This is a genomic window from Sulfitobacter sp. M85 (genome assembly GCF_029285915.1).
GTDB classification, from domain to species: domain Bacteria; phylum Pseudomonadota; class Alphaproteobacteria; order Rhodobacterales; family Rhodobacteraceae; genus Sulfitobacter; species Sulfitobacter faviae.
In genome coordinates this window covers 54073-72084 of sequence record NZ_JABECQ010000004.1, presented here as the reverse complement: position 1 = coordinate 72084, position 18012 = coordinate 54073, and the positions used below count along the sequence as shown (strand labels likewise).

The following is an 18012-nucleotide window of genomic DNA, read 5'->3' as shown; positions in this document are numbered from 1 at the left end:
TTTGCGCATGGTAAGTTCCGCGTGTTCAGAGCCGCGAGAGGCTGAGCGATGAGGTATTATACGATCGACCGAATGAAATCCGCGAGCTTCAGCGGTTTGAACGGTTTGTGCAGAATGTGATCTGCCCCGAGGTCGCGAAACTTCTTCTCCGACTCGGGCGAGGTTTTGGCGGTGCACATGACGATCTTCGTGTCGTCCAAATCCGCATTGGCCCGCGCACAGCGCAGCACCTCCATACCATCGGGGGGCGGCATCATCACATCCAGCATGATCACGTCAAAAGACTGCGTCTCCATCGTGGCAATCGCGTCGAGCCCGGTCGCCGCGAAGGTCGGTTCGATGTCATCTTCGGTCATGATCGCAAACTCGATCAACTCGCGGATGTCATCCTCGTCATCGACGAACAACACTCTCATGCCGATGCCCCCTGCTTGGGCGCGGCGCCTGTATCCCGGGCGAAACGCACATAGAACGTGGTGCCGGGGTTCTCATCACCGTCTTCTTCCGAGCGTGTCTCAAAGCTCACATCGCCATCTTGTCGCAACACCAACTCCCGCGTGATGGCCAGCCCCAGCCCCGTCCCATTCGCTTGGTTTTCGCGAGAGTGCACAGGGTCAGCGAACCTTTTGAACATACGATCATGGGCGGCTCTTGGGATGCCCGGCCCCGCATCGCAGACATAGAACGTGACCCATTGGTCGTCCACCTCGGCACCGATTTTTACCGTGCCGCCGCGCGGGGTATATTTCACCGCGTTGGAAATGAGGTTGGAGAAGATTTGCTGCATGCGCACGGTATCGACCCGCACATAGGCTTCCTGCGCCGCGTCGGGGCCTGTGTGAATGTCAAGTTGCACGTCGCGGTTCACCCCATAGCCGGTGTTGGCCGCGATGGCTTCCGACAGCACTTCCGACACCGCGACCCGCTCAGTCTGGATGCTGAGTTGGCGCTGGTCGATCGCCTGAAGGGTCAAGATATCGTTGACCAGTACCAACAGCCGGTCGGCATTGCGGGTGGCCATCGACAACAGCTTGCCCGCATTCTTTGGCATGCTGTCGCCAAAGCGGTCATGCAGGATTTCGAGCGACCCGGCGAGGGACGTGAGCGGCGTGCGCAGTTCATGATTGACCGAGGTGACAAAGGCCGTGCGCGCTGCCACGAGACGTTCTTCGGCAGAGATGTCCTGAAGCACGTTATAGGAGATGTAATCCCCATGCAGATGCAGCTTCATCACCCGGCATTGCACCGCAACGCTCTCGTTCTCGGCGGTGGTGATCTGAATGCGGTGAACGGCAACGTCTTCGTCCATCTGCGAAAAGGGCGGGACCATGCCGCGCAGCTTTTGCACGGCTTCGATATCTGAGGACACGCCCATCAACTCACGCGCCTTGCGGTTGGAGCGGTGCAGCTTGTTATTGTCGTTATAGACGATCAGCCCGTCGCCGACATTCTCAAAGATCGCGTCAAATTCGCTCTGCGCCACGCGGATCCGTTCGCGGTGCCGTTCGGAAGTGCGCAGGGCCTGCGCCAATTGGGTCGACTGCCGCCGTGCGCGGATCGCCGCGTTGATCACCGTCAGGAACAGGATCGTGGCAAGCCCCACGAAAACCAAGGTGCGCTGCCAGTAATTTTGCAGCACCGCCGGCTTGCTGCGCGTCACGTCGATATAGAGGTCCAGCGCCGGGATTTCTTTGCGGGCGCGAAACACGGGCGTATCGGGGTCGCGTGGAGGCCGCCCCGAAACAAAGGCCCGCTCTCCGTTGGAGGTTACCACCTCGACATACATGTCCTGTTGCAACCCATCTATTGCCAGCAATTGCGAGTAGTAATCCTCGCCCAGCGAAGACGCCAAGACCCCGCGCGACCGGCCATCCATGCCGATCAAGGGCCATGCAATCGGGGTCAGCCGCCGCCCTGTTGCCCGCGACACGATGGGCACCCCGACCGTATATTCATCCACATCAAGGCCAATCGCCGCCTGAAAATAGGCCCGGTCCCCAAGGTACTGGCCCATAAGCGGCTTCACCGTGGCCCAAAGCACAACCCCATCGGCGCCGATCAGCACAAGCGCATCGACCTGCTCGGTCTCCTGCACGGCGGCATTCATCAGATCACCGTATTGCGCCTCGAACTGCGCGGGGTTGCTCAGACGCGCGGTCGACAGCTCATCGATCAGCCCCCACATCCGCACATTCGCAACCGAGAGTGAGGCATCGACCGCCTGCTCGTAAAGCTCCGCGAAATGCTCAAGCTCCACCTCTGCCCGGGTCGTGGCGCGTTTGTAGTCCGACCAGGTCAGGACCGCGAGCCCCACGAAATAGATCAGAACGGCAGCCGAAATCAGCGCCCAGAACAGGGTCTGCGCGCGCGAAGACGGTTCCGCATCAGCTTTATTAGTGGGCTCAGTGCTGACCATTCTCGGCTTGGTGTCCTATGTCATTGGCGGCAAGGCAGATGCTGCCCGGCGCGCTTGTTATTCCAGCACTTTCGACGCCTTGAATGCCCCGCGCAAGCGAGGTGGCGACAGCCGCATCCGAGGGCGGCACGACACAAGCGCTGACGCTCAAGGGCCGCGAGGTCCAGCCTTCTTTCACGGTGGCCGAGGCCTCAGCCACGGCTGAGATAAACTGATGCGCCCGCGCTTCAAGCTGGGCGCGATCCGCGTGGAGCGCGCCATAGACGAAAAGATCATCCTCCCAATGGGCGAACCCGTCTTGCGCGGGGATTTCGACCTTGCCGAAAAGCCCGGCCACGCGGCGCTGAAGCTCTTGCCGCTGCGCGCGCGCCGCATCGGATTGGTCACGGTCGCCATCGATGCGGAAGACGATCAGGCCAAGGTCTTTTTGCATCGCGGGCGACAGCGACATGAGATGCCCCTGAAACCCGGATTTACTGCCCAAAAGGCTGGGCACCGTGGCCTCTGACACGCTCGGCGCGGCACGGCGGCGCGCGCTGCGGTTTTCGCCCGAACGGCGGCGGTCCAACTCGGATTTCAGCCGCAGGCAACTGCGCATACGGGCCTGAAGCTCAATCCGGTTGAAGGGTTTTGTGACATAGTCGTTGGCCCCCGCCATGAAGGCTTCGGAGAGAGACCCCATATCTGTTCGGCTGGTCAGCATAATGATCGGCACATCGCTCCATCTGTCCAAGGCACGGATACGGGCGCAAAGCTCGATACCATCGATATCGGGCATCATTATGTCCATCAGGATCAGGTCCGCCGTGGCCTCATCGCTTTCGATCGCGTCGAGTGCACTGCGCGGATCGATGAAACTGACGACATCGTCAAAGCCAAGCTCAGAAAGCGTCGCGCTGATGAAATCCTGCGCGATATCCGAGTCGTCGACTGCGATAATTCGTGGGCTCATGATTTTAATTCCACTCGTTAACTCTTTCAAAAACACGCCATCGGCTGTTTTGAAAAACCTCCTCATACCCCGGCATCTGCGATTGCTTCAGCTGCGGGAACCTGCGCAGAATTCTGTCTGCTGTGGCCTGCCCTTCCGCCTGTTGCGGGACCACGATGTACCTTGTGCGCGGCACGCCCCCCTCAAGCGCCCAGTCGTAGGCAGGCTCTCCGGCGATCACCAGCCGGTCGATATTCCCCAGACCGACGACGATCTCGGGGTTTCTCTCAACATCTACCATAATATCAGACTTGTCGCGCAAGAATGAAACGACCTCTCGCGCGGGGCGGGACGCTGCGTTTTCCGCGCCGAGCATCGCGTTGGTCCAAGCGCGGGTTTCGTCATGGGCGACATGGCGCATCACAACCGCCGAGGTCAGCAGCGACAGCGCCAACAGCGCGATGGCAATCGGCTCACGCAAGGACAGGTTCGGCCAAAAGCGGATCGCGGCGACCAAGACCCCCAGCATGGGCGCCAGCGCCATGGCCGGGTCGCCTTCGACATGGAAAAAGACGTTAAGCGTATAGCCGCCCAGCACCGCCCCGACCGCTGCCAAGAGCGGCATGAACAGACGCGGGACCATGATATTGCGCAGGATCGCGATAAGGGCCGCCGGGCCCAGCCCGGCCAGAATGACCAGATGCTCCCCCAAGGTCAGCGGCGTGGCACTTTCCGACAAAAGCGGGATCAGGCGGCTGTCGAAGATCATGCTGACGAACATCAGCGCCCCCACGGCGGCAGCCACGGGATAGAACATTGCCACCAGATAGCCCGTCGACGACACCGCGATCATGCTGGGCCGTGCCGCGACGATCATAAAGGGCATCGCGCCCAGACAAAGCATAAGGCCATAGCTGTCAGACAGGGCCACCACCAAAAGCCCGACGGCCACTTTCATCATATCCGGCGCATTGCCCGTCAGCCGCAGATTGACGATCCCGCGCGCGAAGAGCCATGTGCCCAAGATGCAAAACATCGTCTCAGGCCCATCGGCCAAGGCGCGCAGGAAAAAGGGGTTCAGCGCCAAAAACAACACCACCAGCGCCGAGGTCACGCCCGAAAACCCGCCCGTGTCGCGCAGGTTGAGAAACCACAGGACCAGCAGCCCCGCCCCCACCAGCGCGGAAAGCACGAAGGGCACCGGCACCTGCGTATCGGGCAAGACCGCCTGCCCCAAAAGCGACAGCGCATAGGGCACGGGCGGGTAGAAAGCATCGCTTGCCTTGAACTGCGCCGGCCCCTCGATCTGTACGATTGATTTGGCCCAGAGGTCGGTCACGTCCATCGACAGGAAGCCATGCGCCTCAGTCCAGCCGAGGGTGAGCAAAAGCAGCAGCGCCAGCGCGACAAAGCCGAAAGACCATGAGGCGGCGCGGATCATTGCGCGGCCTCCGTCGCTTCGGCACTGGCTTCGGCCACCTCATTGGCGGTGTGTTTGGACAGGCCGTGCTGGGTCTTTTCCCAATAGAACGGGTTAAAGATCAACTGCGACAGCGCCTTGTAAGAGGCCACGGTCATCAGCACCCAATAGCCTACCACGGTGATCCCCCAAGGGGCCAGATCGGTCCACCTGCGCCGGAAGGGTGCCACCATCGTGAGATAGATCAGCAAGCCATTGCCCGCCAAGAGGTTCACCAACGACAGATAGAGCACCGGCAGCGGGAAATAGGGGGTGATCACCTCGGTCCCGAAGATCAGCCAGATGGCAAAGATCGACCAGAAGACCGGGTTCAACAGGCCCGAGAGCACCGTGCCCCCGATGAAGAAGACAAAGCCAAAGACGCCCGCCGCCCCGACCGATTGCCACAGGTGAATGGGTCTGCGGCTGTGGACGAGGAAGGTCTGCATATAGCCCTTGATCCAGCGCGAGCGCTGGCGCACCCAGTTCGGGATCGAGACATTGGCCTCTTCAAAGGTCGTGGAATCGATGACGCCCACGCGGTAGCCCTTCTGCGTCAGACGAATGCCCAGATCGGCGTCCTCGGTCACGTTGAAGGGATCCCACGCGTTCAACTCGCGCAGCACGTCCATGCGGAAGTGGTTCGAGGTGCCGCCCAGCGGGATCGGCACGCCCAAACGCTCCAACCCCGGCAGCATCAGGTCGAACCACAGCGAATAGTCCAGCGTGAACATCCGCGTCAGCCAGTTCTCCCGCGCGTTGTAATAGTTCAAACGGCATTGGATGCAGGCGGTATTGGGCGCGGATTGGTTGAAGGCAGCGATGACCTTTTTCAACTGATCCGGTTCGGGCTTATCCTCGGCGTCGAAGATCACGAGGAAATCACCCTGCGCATAGCGCAGCGCAAAGTTGCAGGCCTTGGGTTTGGTCTGCGGGTGGGAGGCCGGGACGCGGATGATCTCGAACACGCCTTCAAGGTCGAGCTTGCGCGCCGCGTCGATGGTCTCGTGGTCGCCCTCTTCCAGCACGATCTTGATGTCGAGCTTGGCCAACGGATAGTCGAGGTTGCGCAGCGCTTGGGCAAGGATCGGCAGCACCTCGGGCTCGCGGAACATCGGCACCAGCACGGTATAGATCGGCAGGTCTTCGTCGCGCAGCAGCGATGCCTCGGCCGCGATGGCCCGCGATGAAGTCTCTTGTGCAGCACCGCCGAGCCAGACCAGCAGCGCTTTGAACAGGAAGTTGCCGGTGTAGAACACCGTCAGCAGGACGTTCAGCACGATCAGCGTGACCACGGGGGCAAAGGCCAGCCCCAGCAGAAGCGCCGAGATCATGAGGTAAATCACCAAGATCTGTGGCGGGGTCACGACGTTCTGCGCCGACATGTCGGGGTCAAGCTCGGCCAGCGCAAAGACAGCCTCATGCGAATGTTTCTCGCGGAAGGCGCGCTGCAACTGCCATGACACATCGAAATGCGAGGCCACGACGATGGTCACGCCAGAGCCGTAAACCTCGCGGATATGCAGCAGCGTGCGCGGGCCGGGGCGCGAGGTGGCCACCGTCAGCGTGCCATCCTCTGCCCGGGCAATCGGCACCGTCATGAATTGGTTCATCACCACCGGATCATACTGGCGGATCAGATCGTCATCGGCGCGGTCCTCGATCAGATCGACCAGCGCGAGCCCGTGGTAAAAGGCGATCTCGCGGTAGAGGGTCTGCGTGGTCAGCCAGCGCCGCGACAGAAGAACCTTGACCAGAGAGACATTCCACTCCTCGGCCAGCTCCTCTGCCGCGTCGAGCTGTTCCGCCGTCAGCGCGCCACGGTCAAGCAGCAGCGAACCAATGGCTTCGCTTTCGGCATCCAACGGCACGGTGGCTTACGTCTCGTCTTTGCCGCGACGGGCGCGGTAGACGCGCTGGAACACGATCAGCACAAGCAGCGTCACCAGCACCCAGATGGCCCCCACGATCCAGGGTCGGTACTTGGCCAACATCTGTGCAAGGCTGGTGCGGTCGGGGTAGACGACATCAACGAGCGGGCTGCGGTCGGTGGCGGTGGCAAGGATCACCCCCTCCTGCCCGATCAGCGCCAGATCGCCGCGGTCCAACATCATGGGGCGTTCGGGCGTCAGCTCTGGTGCAGGGCCATTGCCCGGACGCAGCCACAGGCCACGGGTGTCGCCCCGGGTGACGATCTGCACAACGCCAAGCCGCGACAGGTCTTCGCCCGAATAGATCAGGTTGTCTTGACGGTCGCGCACCTCGATCCGGCCCTGATTGAAGGTGATCAGCGGCTCTGCATCGCCGGGGTTCTGGTCAGAGATCACAAAGAAAGGCTCATCCCCCTCAAGCGCCTCGACAGAGGCGCGCGGCAGAATAGGGGCGCGGTCCGGGATCACACTGCCCGCGACACCTGCCAGCCACGGCAGGGTCTGCGCGAAATCAAGCGAAAGCGCGGGGTCGAGCACGACTTGAACGCCATCGGCGAATTCTTGTCTCAGGGTAAAGAAGTCCCGATCCTGCGCTGTGGAATCCGAAAGCAGCAGGGCGCTGCCGGGCAGGATTTGCGCCGGATAGCCCTGCGGTTTGAAACGACATTCGCCGCCCGAGGGCTGGCGCTGGATCGACACGCGCAGCAGGTTATCCCGGCCCAGCAGGCCGTTCGGAACCGAAAAGGTCAGCTGCTCGGGCTTGCCGCTGCCAAGGGGGCGGTTGCCCAACAGCGTGTCATTCAGAAAGACCGAAGCCGTCGCCCCCCGCCCTTCGGGGTCAAGCGCTGCGGCGACATGCAGGTTCACGCCAGACACGCCCTTGCCCGCCGGAAGGTCGGAGGATTGGAACGGCACAAAGAAGTCTTCGGTCGAAACCACGGGACGCGGGGTGAGGTCGCCCTCCAGCGCCGACAGCGGCAAACGGTCGTCAAAGCGGGCCGGTCCCCCGGCCACATCGACCACGGTCGCGCCTTGGTTCGACAGGGGCGACCATTCCGAGACCAGTTGCCACAGCCCCACCTGCGGATCGCTGCCGCGCAGGTTCAAGACGGGCAGGCCCGCTTGATTGTCCACGGTCATTTCGCTCGCCACGCCGGAGGTGGATACGTCCAGTTGGATGACCCCCTCGGACCATGCGCCGGATGTGCTGGCCCCGTCGCCGCCAAAGGTCAGCCGCCCGGCTTCGGCGTCGAACAGCGCAGCGGCGCGGGTCGCAGCGGCCAAGGCGGCGAGGGAGTCGTTGCCCCCGATGGCCAGACGCGTATCCGCAGGGCGCAGCCCGGCGAATGCCGCCGATGTGTCGATCTCAGACGGGTCCAATTGCAAGGTCACGGAAGAGGACGCCGTGATCTCAAGAAAATCGCCCGAAGCGCGTTCGTCCACGCAGACCCGATCGCTGAAAGCCCCGGAATAGGACAGGCCCACGGCGATAAACCCGCCCGACACGTCCTCGGGGCTAAGCGGGACCGGAACGCTCAGCCGCCCTGCCCCATCGGGCAACGCCTGCGAGGTCACCGGACGGCCCGCGACCGCGACTTGCAAATAGCGGTCCACCTCGGTGGTGGAGGCATGTTCAAGCTCAAGCTGCAAACTGCCCGAACTCAGCGCATCCGGGTTGGGCAGCGGGATATAGATCGTCGCATTGCCCGAAAGCTGCCGGAAGGACAGACCGTTTTGAAAGCCAAGCTCCGCCAGATCGAAGGTCCGCGCGATCAGCCCCTCCTGAACCTGCTCAGCAGGGACGCTCACCGCGCCCTCACCCGTGGTTGTTTGGCCGTGAACTTGAAACGGCAGCAGAGCCGCCAACAAACCGATTGCGGGATACTTCATGGAGAGGCTTTCTTAAATTTTTTCAGCGACGCTGCGGGCATCAGACAGAGCCATCTTAATTATACGAATATCGTCAGTCGACAACGGCGAAGAGGATTCATCGGCATCTTCGGCAACGCGCAGCCCTTTGCGCAGGCAGTCTTCAATCTCAGCATATTCCAACATCGCGGCATTGCCAGCCAGATCGTGCAGCATGCGGTGGACCTTGCGCGCCTTGGTCTCGCGCGGGTCAGCCCCGTCCGTCTCCCGGAGCGCGTCAGAGACGGCCTGCAACCGCTCTGGCATGCCTTCGATGAAACGCTTTCGCGTCGCGGCGACGCGTTGTTCATATGTCTCGGTAGGTGCCACAGATCGTCCTTCGTACCCGCCCGTAAAGGAGCCCAGATAGCTCGTTTAGATTATTGTTCGAAACCTGTCAGAATTATGGCGCAATGGGCGATTTTCTAAGTTTTTAAGCGTGAATGCCCAAAATTTGAGCCGTTGAATTTAGGCAACCGCCGCGCTGCCCGGCGAATGCGCAGCCCACCTCACCAGCCGGCGCCCTCAGACCAAATGGAAGGCGGGCGCGACATGCCGCGCCCGCCTTCTCCTATCAGCTATCCAGCGCCGCAAGAATCGCATCGCCGGTGATTGGCAGATGACGCACCCGCGCCCCGGTGGCGTTGAAGATCGCATTGGCAATCGCCGGGGCGATGACCGTGGTGCCCGGCTCTCCGAGACCCACGGGCACTTCCGTGCTCTCGACGAAAGCGACCTCGATCTGAGGCACATCGACCATCCGCAGCGGCGTGTAAGACCCAAGGTTCAGGTCGATGACATTGCCGTCTTCGATCCGCGTGCCCTCATGCAGAGCCATGGACAGACCCCAAAGCGCCGCGCCCTCGCATTGCGCGCGCGCGCCGTCGGGATCGACCACGGTGCCGCAATCAAAGGCCAGCCACATCTTCTCGACCGCGACGTCACCGGTTTCGGCATCCACCGCCAGTTTGACGGCGGCGGCGGTCCAAGTCGGCATGGTGCGCGATTGGCCAAAGGTGGTGGCGATCCCGATTGCCGTGCCCTCGGGCAACTCCGTCTGGCCATAGCCTGACATCTCGGCCACCCGCTGCAAAACAGCCGCTTGCCGCGACGCCCCGCCCACCGCATTGGGGGCGGAACCTGCGTTGATGCCTTCGGCCTTCAGGTGGTCCAAACGGAACTGCAACGGGTCGGCACCGATCTTATGCGCTGCCTCGTCCATGAAGCTTTCGACAGCAAAGTTGGTCCAGCCCGGCCCGACCGAGCGCAACCAACCGGGGCGGAAGGTCGCGTTTGCCAGATCGTTCGAGATCGCCCGCACACGGTGCGCGCCGACGCTGTACCAGTGATCCGCACCGTCGATGGCGAAGGGATCGTAAGGCTCTTCGTTGACACCTTTGGGCATGAAACCCGGTGCCATCACCTGCGTCGGCCAACCGGCGGCGGCGTGATGCTCCATCCCGGTGATGGCCTTGCCCTCATCGAAAGCCATGCGCAGCTTTTGCACCGAAGGCGAGCGGATGCTGTCAAACTGGGCGTCTTCCTCGCGGGAGAAGACCAGTTTCACCGGCTTGCCCACGGCCTTGGAGGCCAGCGCGGCGGGCACGATGTAATCGCCGTTCAGACGACGGCCAAAGCCACCGCCCAGCATATAGCTGCGCATCACGATCTTGTCGGCGGGCACCTCCAGCGCGGCCGCTAGTGTCGGCAAAATCAGCGATTGCCACTGGTTGCCTGCATGGGTCTCCCAAACGCCATCGGCGTTTTGGAAGACGGTCGCGTTGACCGGCTCCATCTGGAAGTGCAGCACGGATTGCGTGGTGTATTCGGCCTCCAGCGTCTCGGCGGCGGCATCGAAAGCGGCGCGAGTCTCGGGCTGCTCGGTATGCAGGATCGACCCGGCATCGCTGTCGATCAACGCGCGAGAGCGGGCGTAGATATCGTCTTCTGAGACATCCGCCGTTTCGCCCGCCGTCCAATCGACGCTGATCTCATAGGTGGCCATCCGTGCGGCATGGAGCGTCTTGCCCAGCACCACGACCCAGCCCGGCACGGTGCCCGAGGGATCATCCAGCACCACGGTCTCAAGGTAGCCTTTGACCTCTTTCGCGGCGCTGTCATCGACAGAATTCACCTTGGAGCCATAGCGCGTCGGCGGCAGCATCGGCACGCCGTAGACCATGCCGTCGACCTTGGCATCCAGACCATAGATCGCCTGCCCCGTGGTTTTCGTATCCAGATCAAGCGGATGCACGTCCTCCCCCACAAGCCGCAGATCGGCATGGGGTTTCAGCGGCAGGGCCGCCAATTCGTCTTCGGTAAAGCTGCGGTCAAGGCCTTCGGCCACCAGATCGCCATAGCTGATGCTCTGCGTGCCATCGCTCACGGCCCCGTCGCGCGCGGTCAGACCGGCGGGATCGACGCCCCATTTGGCCGCCGCCGCTTCGATCAGGGCGGTGCGCCCGGCGGCACCCGCCTGACGGTAGACCGGCCAGCTTTGCCAGATCGACCAGCTGCCGCCGGTGACCATCAGGCCCCATTTCTCAGCCGTGTCGACATGGGTGATGTGCACATTTTCCCACGCGACCTCCAACTCATCAGCCAAAATGCGGGCGATGGCGGTGCCGACGTGCTGGCCCATCTCGGCGCGGATGATGTTGACGTTGACCTGACCTTCGGCGTCGATCCAGTACCACATCGACGGCTCAAAGGGCTGGCCATTGGGCGCGATCGGCGTGCCATCGGGCACGGCAGGGTTCATCGCGGCATTCGACGCTTGCGGGAAGCCAAAGGCAACGCCCGCGGCGGTCATCGACACCAGAAACCCGCGGCGGGTCATCTGCGGTTGCGCGTCGGAGCCTTTCAGGCGGGACATCAGATTAGCCATTGTCGGAGCCTCCCATTGCGGTGGCGGCGTCGCGCACGGCTTGGCGGATACGGGGATAGGTCATGCAACGGCAAAGGTTGCCGGTCATCACCGCGTCGATGTCTTCGTCGCTGGGGTTGGGCGTGCCTTGCAACAAAGACGCCGCCTGCATGATTTGGCCCGACTGGCAATAACCGCATTGCGGCACGCGCAGGTTGCGCCATGCTTCTTGAACCGGGTGCTTGCCCTCTTCGTCCAGCCCTTCAATCGTGGTGACCGACAGCCCCTCGACGTCGCCCAGATAGGTGATGCAGGACCGTGTCGCGGTGCCGTCGATATGCACGGTGCAAGCGCCGCACGCGCCGATGCCGCAGCCGAATTTGGTGCCGGTGAGGCCGATCTCATCACGGATTGCCCACAGTAGGGGCATGTCCGGGTCAGCATCGATAGAAATCGACCGCCCGTTCAATTCGAATTTTATCATGAAGTGGTGTCCCTTGGGGTATGCTTTGCCTGAGGGGAGCGCGCGTATAGCTGCCCTGATTGAGCGGCTGTACATAGGTCTAATGGCCGGGGATGACAGCGCAAGACTGCGCTGATCACGCGATTGTCAGAATGGTCGCGCGCCGCGCGGTCAGACGTGCTGCCCGCCGTTCACCTCGATCTCGGTCCCCGAGACATAGGAGCTTTCCGCGCTGCACAGGAAATAGATCGCCCGCGCGACCTCATCAGGCTGGCCGAGGCGGCGCATGGGGATGTCGCGTACGATCTTGTCGGTGCCCTCGCTGAGGATCGCCGTCTCAACCTCGCCCGGGGCGATTGCGTTGACCCGCACGCCAAGGGGGCCGAAATCATGGGCCATCTCGCGTGTCAGCGCCGCCAGCGCCGCTTTGGAGGTGGCATAGGCCGCCCCGGCAAAGGGATGCACCCGCGACCCGGCGATGGAGGTGACATTCACCACCGACCCACGCCCGGCAGAAAGCTCATCCTGAAGCCCGCGCGCCAGCACCACGGAGGCGAAGAAATTCACATGAAACACCTCGCCCCATGTCCGCAGATCGGTGTCGAGCGTGCTGAGCCGCGCGCCATCCTCGCCCTTGGGTGAGACGCCCGCGTTGTTGACCAGAGCATGCAAAGGGTTACCGCCCAAAAGCCTTTTGACCTGCGCGACCGCCTCGATCGTCTGGTTCGGATCGCTGAGATCGACCTGCACATGGTCCTGCGCCCCGCCCGGCCAAGGGCATTCGGGTGAAAACGCCTGCCGCGAACAGCCGATCACCCGCCAACCCTTGTCGGCGAAAGCCTTGGCCGTGGCATGGCCGATGCCCCGGCTGGCACCGGTCAGCAGCAGCGTCTTTTGGTCGTGATCCACAGGTTTCATCGTCTGATCCATCTTGGGCGCAGCGGCTGAGGTAGCGCCCTAATCGGCCGCCGCCAGCGCGCGTTCATAGTCCTGCCCCGGAATAGCGTCGAGCAGGCTGCGCGTATAGGCGGTATCGGGGTCGTGCAGCACTTTGCTGACCGGCCCCGCCTCAACGATCTGGCCCTTTTGCATCACGATGATCCGATCGCAGATCCGCGCCGCGACGCGCAGGTCGTGGGTGATGAAAAGCATCGACAGATGGAGCCGGGTTTTCAACTCGGCCAGCAAGTCGAGCACCTGCGCCTGAATGGAGACGTCGAGGGCCGAGACGGCCTCATCCGCGATGATGATCGACGGGTCCAGCGCCAATGCGCGGGCGATGCCGATCCGCTGCCGTTGCCCGCCCGAGAACTCATGCGGGAAACGTTTCATCGCGCTGTCGTCCAGCCCGACCAGTTCCAGCAACTCGCGCGCCTTGGCCTTGGCCTCCTTATCCGGGGTGCCATAGGCAACCAGCCCTTCGGTAAGGATGCGCGACACTCGCGCGCGGGGGTTGAGTGACGAGAACGGGTCTTGAAAGATCATCTGCAACTTGCGCCGCTGCGCCCGCAGTTCTGGCCCCGACATCTCGGCGATGTCGACACCGTCCATCAACACGCGCCCCCCGTCAGGGTCAAGCAGCCGCACCAGAGAGCGCCCGACGGTGGATTTGCCCGAACCGGACTCCCCCACGATGCCGATGGTTTCGCCTGCAAAAAGCTCAAAACTCACGTCCTGCACGGCCTTCACCACCCGACGCTTACCAAAAAGCGTACCAGAGCCGGTGGAGAAGGTCTTTTGCAGACCCTCGACTTTCAAAAGTGGGCTGCGTTCGACTTCTGCCGCGGCTTCGGTCTTGGTCAGCCGGGGGATCGCGTCGATGAGGTCGCGGGTATAGGGGTGTTGGGGCTTCAGCAGCACCTCTTGGGCCGGGCCAGCCTCGACGATCTCCCCTTTTTTCATGACGATCACCCGGTCGGCGATATCGGCCACCACGCCAAAGTCATGGGTGATGAAGATCACCGCCATGCCACGCTTGCGCCGCAGGTCTTCGATCAGCTTGAGGATCTGCGCCTGCGTGGTCACATCAAGCGCGGTGGTCGGCTCATCCGCGATCAGGATGTCAGGCTCCAACGCCAAGGCCATCGCGATCATCACCCGCTGCCGCTGCCCGCCCGAAAGCTGGAAGGGATAGGCCCGGATCGCCGCTTCGGGGTCGGGAATGCCGACCTCCTCCAGCAGCTTGAGCGCCCGCGCGCGGCGTTCGGCCCCTGTGAGCGCGCCATGGGCCTCGAACACCTCGGCGATTTGCGCACCGATCCGCATCAGCGGGTTCAGCGCGCTCAGAGGTTCCTGAAAGATCATCGAAATGCGGCTGCCGCGCAGTTTCAACATCTCTTTCTCAGACAGCCCAAGGATCGATTGCCCGTCAAAGGTGATGCTGCCCTTGTCGGGCAGAACCCCCTGCGGCAAAAGCCCCATCACCGCATTGGCCGACATGGATTTGCCCGACCCGCTTTCGCCCACAATGCAGAGGATCTCCCCCGGGGCGAGGTCAAAGTTGATGTCCTTCGCGGCATAGAGCCGATCCGCCCCCATGGGCAGAGCGATAGACAGGTCACGGATGCTAAGCAGGGTCATTCGGATTTCCTCGTCAATCGCGGGTTCAGCGCGTCGTTCAGACCTTCGCCGATCAGGTTCAACGCCAGCACGGTCAGCAGGATCGCCATGCCCGGCAGGAAGGACAGCCACCAAGCGGTGCGGATCACGGTGCGCGCGGCCCCGATCATATAGCCCCAGGACATGATGTTCGGATCGCCCAGCCCCAGAAAGGACAGCGAGCTTTCCAGCAGGATCGCCTGCGCCACCATGAGCGAGGCCAGCACGATGATTGGCGGCAGTGCGTTGGGCAGGATGTGGCGGGTGATGATCTGAAGATTGCCGAGGCCCGACAGGCTCGCCGCCTCAACGAACTCACGGGTTCTGAGCGACAGCACCTCGCCCCGCACCAGACGCGCGACCGGGGGCCATGACACGATGGAAATCGCGATGATCACAAAGGTCAGGCTGGGCTGGAAGATCGCCAAGAGCACGATGGCGAGCGCAAAGCTCGGGATGGTCTGAAAGAACTCGGTAAAGCGCATGAGCGCGTCGTCGATCCGGCCTGCGAAATACCCCGCCGCGGCCCCCACCGGCACGCCGATGGCCAGCGCCACAATGGTCGAGACCAGCCCGACCAGCAGGCTCACATAAGCGCCATGGGCAAGCCCCGCCATGACATCACGGCCAAGCGCATCGGTGCCCAGAAGCAGCCCGTCTTGGGTGAAAGGCGGTAGGAAGGGGCGTTGCACCATTTTCCACGGGCTCTGCGGAAAGAGGATGGGCGCAAGGATGGCGGCGGCTATGACGAAGGTCAGGATAACCAAGCCGATCACCGCGCCACGGTTATAGCTGAAACGTTTCCAAAAACTCATCATGTCGTCAGCCTTATCCGCGGATCAACAATGACATAGATGACATCCGTGATCAGGTTGAACAGCAGCACCATGGCCGCCGAGATGTAGAAGACCCCGAGGATCACGTTGTAATCCCGCTGGTTGATCGCCTCGAACATCAGCCGCCCGATGCCGGGCCATGCAAAGACGGTCTCGGTCAGGATAGCCCCGCCAAAGATTTGCCCGGCCTGAAGCCCGGCCAGCGTGATCACCGGCAAGAGCGCGTTGCGCAGGATGTGCCGCCGCTGGATTACGCCGCGGTTCAGCCCCTTGGCGCGCGCGGTTTTCACGAAATCCAGCCGCGAGACTTCGAGCATCGAGGCCCGCGTCATGCGCATGTAGATCGCCGTGAAGAACAGCCCCAGCGTCGACGCGGGCAAGATCAGATGTTTCGCCACATCCAACACATGAGCGAGGCCGGTATAGCCCGCGCCGATGGTGGAATAGCCAAAACCCGGCAGCCATTCGAGCCAGACCGAGAACACCAGCGTCGCCATCAGCGCCACCCAAAAGAGCGGGGTTGCATAGAACAGCAACGCGAAGGTCGAGATGATCGTGTCACCCCACCGCCCCTGCCGGGCAGAGGCTGCGACGCCGGCGGTCACGCCCAGCACCAACGACAGCACAAAGGCCACCCCGGTCAGCAAGAGCGTCGCCGGCAGGCGGTCGCCGATCATCTCGGCCACCGGCATCTGCTGGCGGAAGGAATAGCCAAGGTCGAGCTGCACCGCGCCTTTGATGTAAATCCACAACTGCATGTAAAGCGGCTGGTCCAAGCCAAAACGCGCCCGCAGGTCTGCAAGAAATTTCTCGTCCGCCGCCCCGGCTTCGCCCGCCATGACCGCCGCAGGGTCACCCGGTGCCGCATGGATCAGCAGGAAATTGAAGACAAGGATCGCCAGCAGGATAAACACTGCCTTGACCAACCTGCCCAATATGAAACGTATCACGCTATCCGCCCCGTGTTGTTCTGATAGATGCCCGAGCCGCCGCGGCGGCTCGGACCTTGAGCGTTGTCGCTCTTGTTACTTATCAAGCCACACGTCGCGGAAACCGTCGTTCACGCCAAAGGCGGTGTTGACCGGGTTCTTCACGTCGCAGCGGTAGATGGTGGGGAAGCCCAGTTCCAAGAGCCAGATGTTCGGCACATCCTCGACGATCGCGTCTTGGATCTCCTTATAGGCGGCCTTGCGCTCTTCCGGGCTGGCCATCAGGGCCGCTTCGGCAAAGAGCTTGTCCGTCTCAGGGTTTTGATAGTTCGCTACATTGTTCCAAGGCGAACCGGGGGCGGCATTGTCGCCCATATAGGTCCGCGAAACGCCAAGCGCGGGATCGCCGTATTGGTAGAGGTAGGTAAAGGCGAGGTCGAAGTCGCGGTCGGCAACCTTCTGGTTCCAGCCCGCCACATCCGAGGGCACGATCTCGGACTTCATGCCGATCTCGCTCAGGTTCTGTTTGACCGCCTCGGCCCAGCGCTGCCAAGTCTCACCGTAAGGCAGGCCCAGAATGCGGATGGTCTCGCCGTCATAGCTGCTCTCTTCCAGCAGGGCTTTGGCCTTTTCCGGATCATAGGAGATATCCGGCGTATCGCCGTCATAGAAACGCGTGGAGGACGACAGCGGCCCGGTCGAAACCTTGCCCAGACCGTTCCACAGCGCGTCCTTGGCGAACTGGCGGTCGACGCCATGCATAATCGCCTTGCGCACCTTCACATCGTCGAGCGGCTTGTTGTCGTTGTTCACCCACATCCAAGACAGCGGGCCGAAATATTCCCAGCCCTTGTCGGTGATGCAGGTATTCTCCATCGCCTGAATGCGCGCCACGTCGAAATTCTCGACCGAGCCGCCGGGCAGCACGTCGACCTTGCCGGTCTCATAGGCCACCGCGCGGGAGGCCGCGTCAGGGATCACATGGTAATAGACTTCGTCAACGTAGGGTTTCCCCTCCATATAGTAGTCTTCGTTCTTCACCAGATGGATGAAGCTGCCTTTTTCCCATTTGTCGAACTTGAAGGGGCCGGTGCCGATGGGCGTATTGTTCGCCTCGTTATTGGCGAAATCCGTGCCTTCATAGATGTGCTTTGGGATCATCGGCGCGGTGCCCGGCTCGAAAATACCGATGAAGGGGCCGAAGGGCTGTTTGAGGTTGAAGACCACCGTGTGGTCATCAGGCGTCTCGATGCTCTCGACATGTTCCATATAGGTGCGCATCCGCGAGTGGCTCTCGCGCAGGAACTTATCCATGGAGAATTCGACATCCTCCGAGGTGAAGGGCTCACCGTCATGGAACACCACGCCCTCGCGCAGCTTAAAGGTATAGGTCTTGCCGTCTTCGGAAATCTCCCATGATTCAGCCAACTGCCCTTCGGGCTGGAGGTCGAAATCATAGCGCAGCAGGCTTTCGTATATATCGCCGCCGACCATCTGTGTCGGGCCGTTCTGCACAAGGCCGATCATCAGGCTGGGCGGCTCGGGCTGGATCACGACGTTAAGCGTGCCGCCGGACTTCGGCTCACCATCCTGCGCGGCCAAAGGCCCGGCCATCGCCAGCGCCAGAACGGCTGCGGTTAATTTAGTGGTTTTTAGCATGTAAATCCCCATTGGT

14 protein-coding genes are annotated in these 18012 nt (G+C 62.1%); all 14 read right to left on the bottom strand.

The genetic code is table 11. The features are described 5' to 3' along the window. Window positions 1-56: 56 nt before the first annotated feature. The 14 genes from HKX24_RS08910 to HKX24_RS08845 all read right to left on the bottom strand — a co-directional run bounded on the left by HKX24_RS08910 (window position 57) and on the right by HKX24_RS08845 (window position 18008). The gene (locus tag HKX24_RS08910; RefSeq protein ID WP_271692087.1) at window positions 57-416 is read right to left on the bottom strand and encodes a response regulator; all 360 of its coding nucleotides are present in this window, start codon (window positions 414-416) and stop codon (window positions 57-59) included. Next, complete coding sequence (locus HKX24_RS08905) at window positions 413-2416, bottom strand: ATP-binding protein (RefSeq protein ID WP_271692088.1); 2004 nt, start codon at window positions 2414-2416, stop codon at window positions 413-415. The genes HKX24_RS08910 and HKX24_RS08905 overlap by 4 nt, the downstream gene beginning before the upstream one ends. Next, window positions 2403-3368, bottom strand: coding sequence for a response regulator (locus tag HKX24_RS08900; RefSeq protein ID WP_271692089.1), 966 nt, complete (start codon window positions 3366-3368; stop codon window positions 2403-2405). The genes HKX24_RS08905 and HKX24_RS08900 overlap by 14 nt, the downstream gene beginning before the upstream one ends. Window positions 3369-3372: 4 nt before the next feature. Continuing rightward, window positions 3373-4788 carry a hypothetical protein gene (locus HKX24_RS08895; protein ID WP_271692090.1) on the bottom strand — a complete coding sequence of 472 codons (1416 nt, stop codon included), beginning with the start codon at window positions 4786-4788 and terminating at the stop codon, window positions 3373-3375. Beyond that, entirely contained in the window at window positions 4785-6677 is a 1893-nt protein-coding gene (locus tag HKX24_RS08890) for a glycosyltransferase family 2 protein (RefSeq protein WP_271692092.1), read from the bottom strand. Before HKX24_RS08890 ends, HKX24_RS08895 begins: the two co-directional genes overlap by 4 nt. Before the next feature lie 6 nt (window positions 6678-6683). Then, window positions 6684-8627: a cellulose biosynthesis cyclic di-GMP-binding regulatory protein BcsB gene (locus HKX24_RS08885; protein ID WP_276153927.1), complete on the bottom strand. Its 1944-nt coding sequence runs from the start codon at window positions 8625-8627 to the stop codon at window positions 6684-6686. A gap of 12 nt (window positions 8628-8639) precedes the next feature. Then, window positions 8640-8975 (bottom strand): Hpt domain-containing protein, encoded by a 336-nt coding sequence (locus tag HKX24_RS08880; protein WP_276153926.1) that lies wholly within the window; start codon window positions 8973-8975, stop codon window positions 8640-8642. Between the two features lie 244 nt (window positions 8976-9219). Further along, the gene (locus tag HKX24_RS08875) at window positions 9220-11520 is read right to left on the bottom strand and encodes a molybdopterin cofactor-binding domain-containing protein (RefSeq protein ID WP_271692096.1); all 2301 of its coding nucleotides are present in this window, start codon (window positions 11518-11520) and stop codon (window positions 9220-9222) included. Window positions 11521-11524: 4 nt separating this feature from the next. Continuing rightward, on the bottom strand, window positions 11525-11995 hold the full coding sequence (locus HKX24_RS08870; protein ID WP_271692097.1) for a (2Fe-2S)-binding protein: 471 nt from the start codon (window positions 11993-11995) through the stop codon (window positions 11525-11527). 150 nt (window positions 11996-12145) lie between these two features. After that, the gene (locus HKX24_RS08865; protein ID WP_271692098.1) at window positions 12146-12892 is read right to left on the bottom strand and encodes an SDR family oxidoreductase; all 747 of its coding nucleotides are present in this window, start codon (window positions 12890-12892) and stop codon (window positions 12146-12148) included. A gap of 39 nt (window positions 12893-12931) precedes the next feature. After that, entirely contained in the window at window positions 12932-14554 is a 1623-nt protein-coding gene (locus HKX24_RS08860) for an ABC transporter ATP-binding protein (RefSeq protein ID WP_271692099.1), read from the bottom strand. Further along, complete coding sequence (locus tag HKX24_RS08855; RefSeq protein ID WP_271689235.1) at window positions 14551-15390, bottom strand: ABC transporter permease; 840 nt, start codon at window positions 15388-15390, stop codon at window positions 14551-14553. The genes HKX24_RS08860 and HKX24_RS08855 overlap by 4 nt, the downstream gene beginning before the upstream one ends. Further along, entirely contained in the window at window positions 15387-16358 is a 972-nt protein-coding gene (locus HKX24_RS08850) for an ABC transporter permease (protein ID WP_271689234.1), read from the bottom strand. Before HKX24_RS08850 ends, HKX24_RS08855 begins: the two co-directional genes overlap by 4 nt. Window positions 16359-16433: 75 nt before the next feature. Beyond that, window positions 16434-18008, bottom strand: coding sequence for an ABC transporter substrate-binding protein (locus HKX24_RS08845; RefSeq protein WP_271692100.1), 1575 nt, complete (start codon window positions 18006-18008; stop codon window positions 16434-16436). Window positions 18009-18012: the final 4 nt, after the last annotated feature.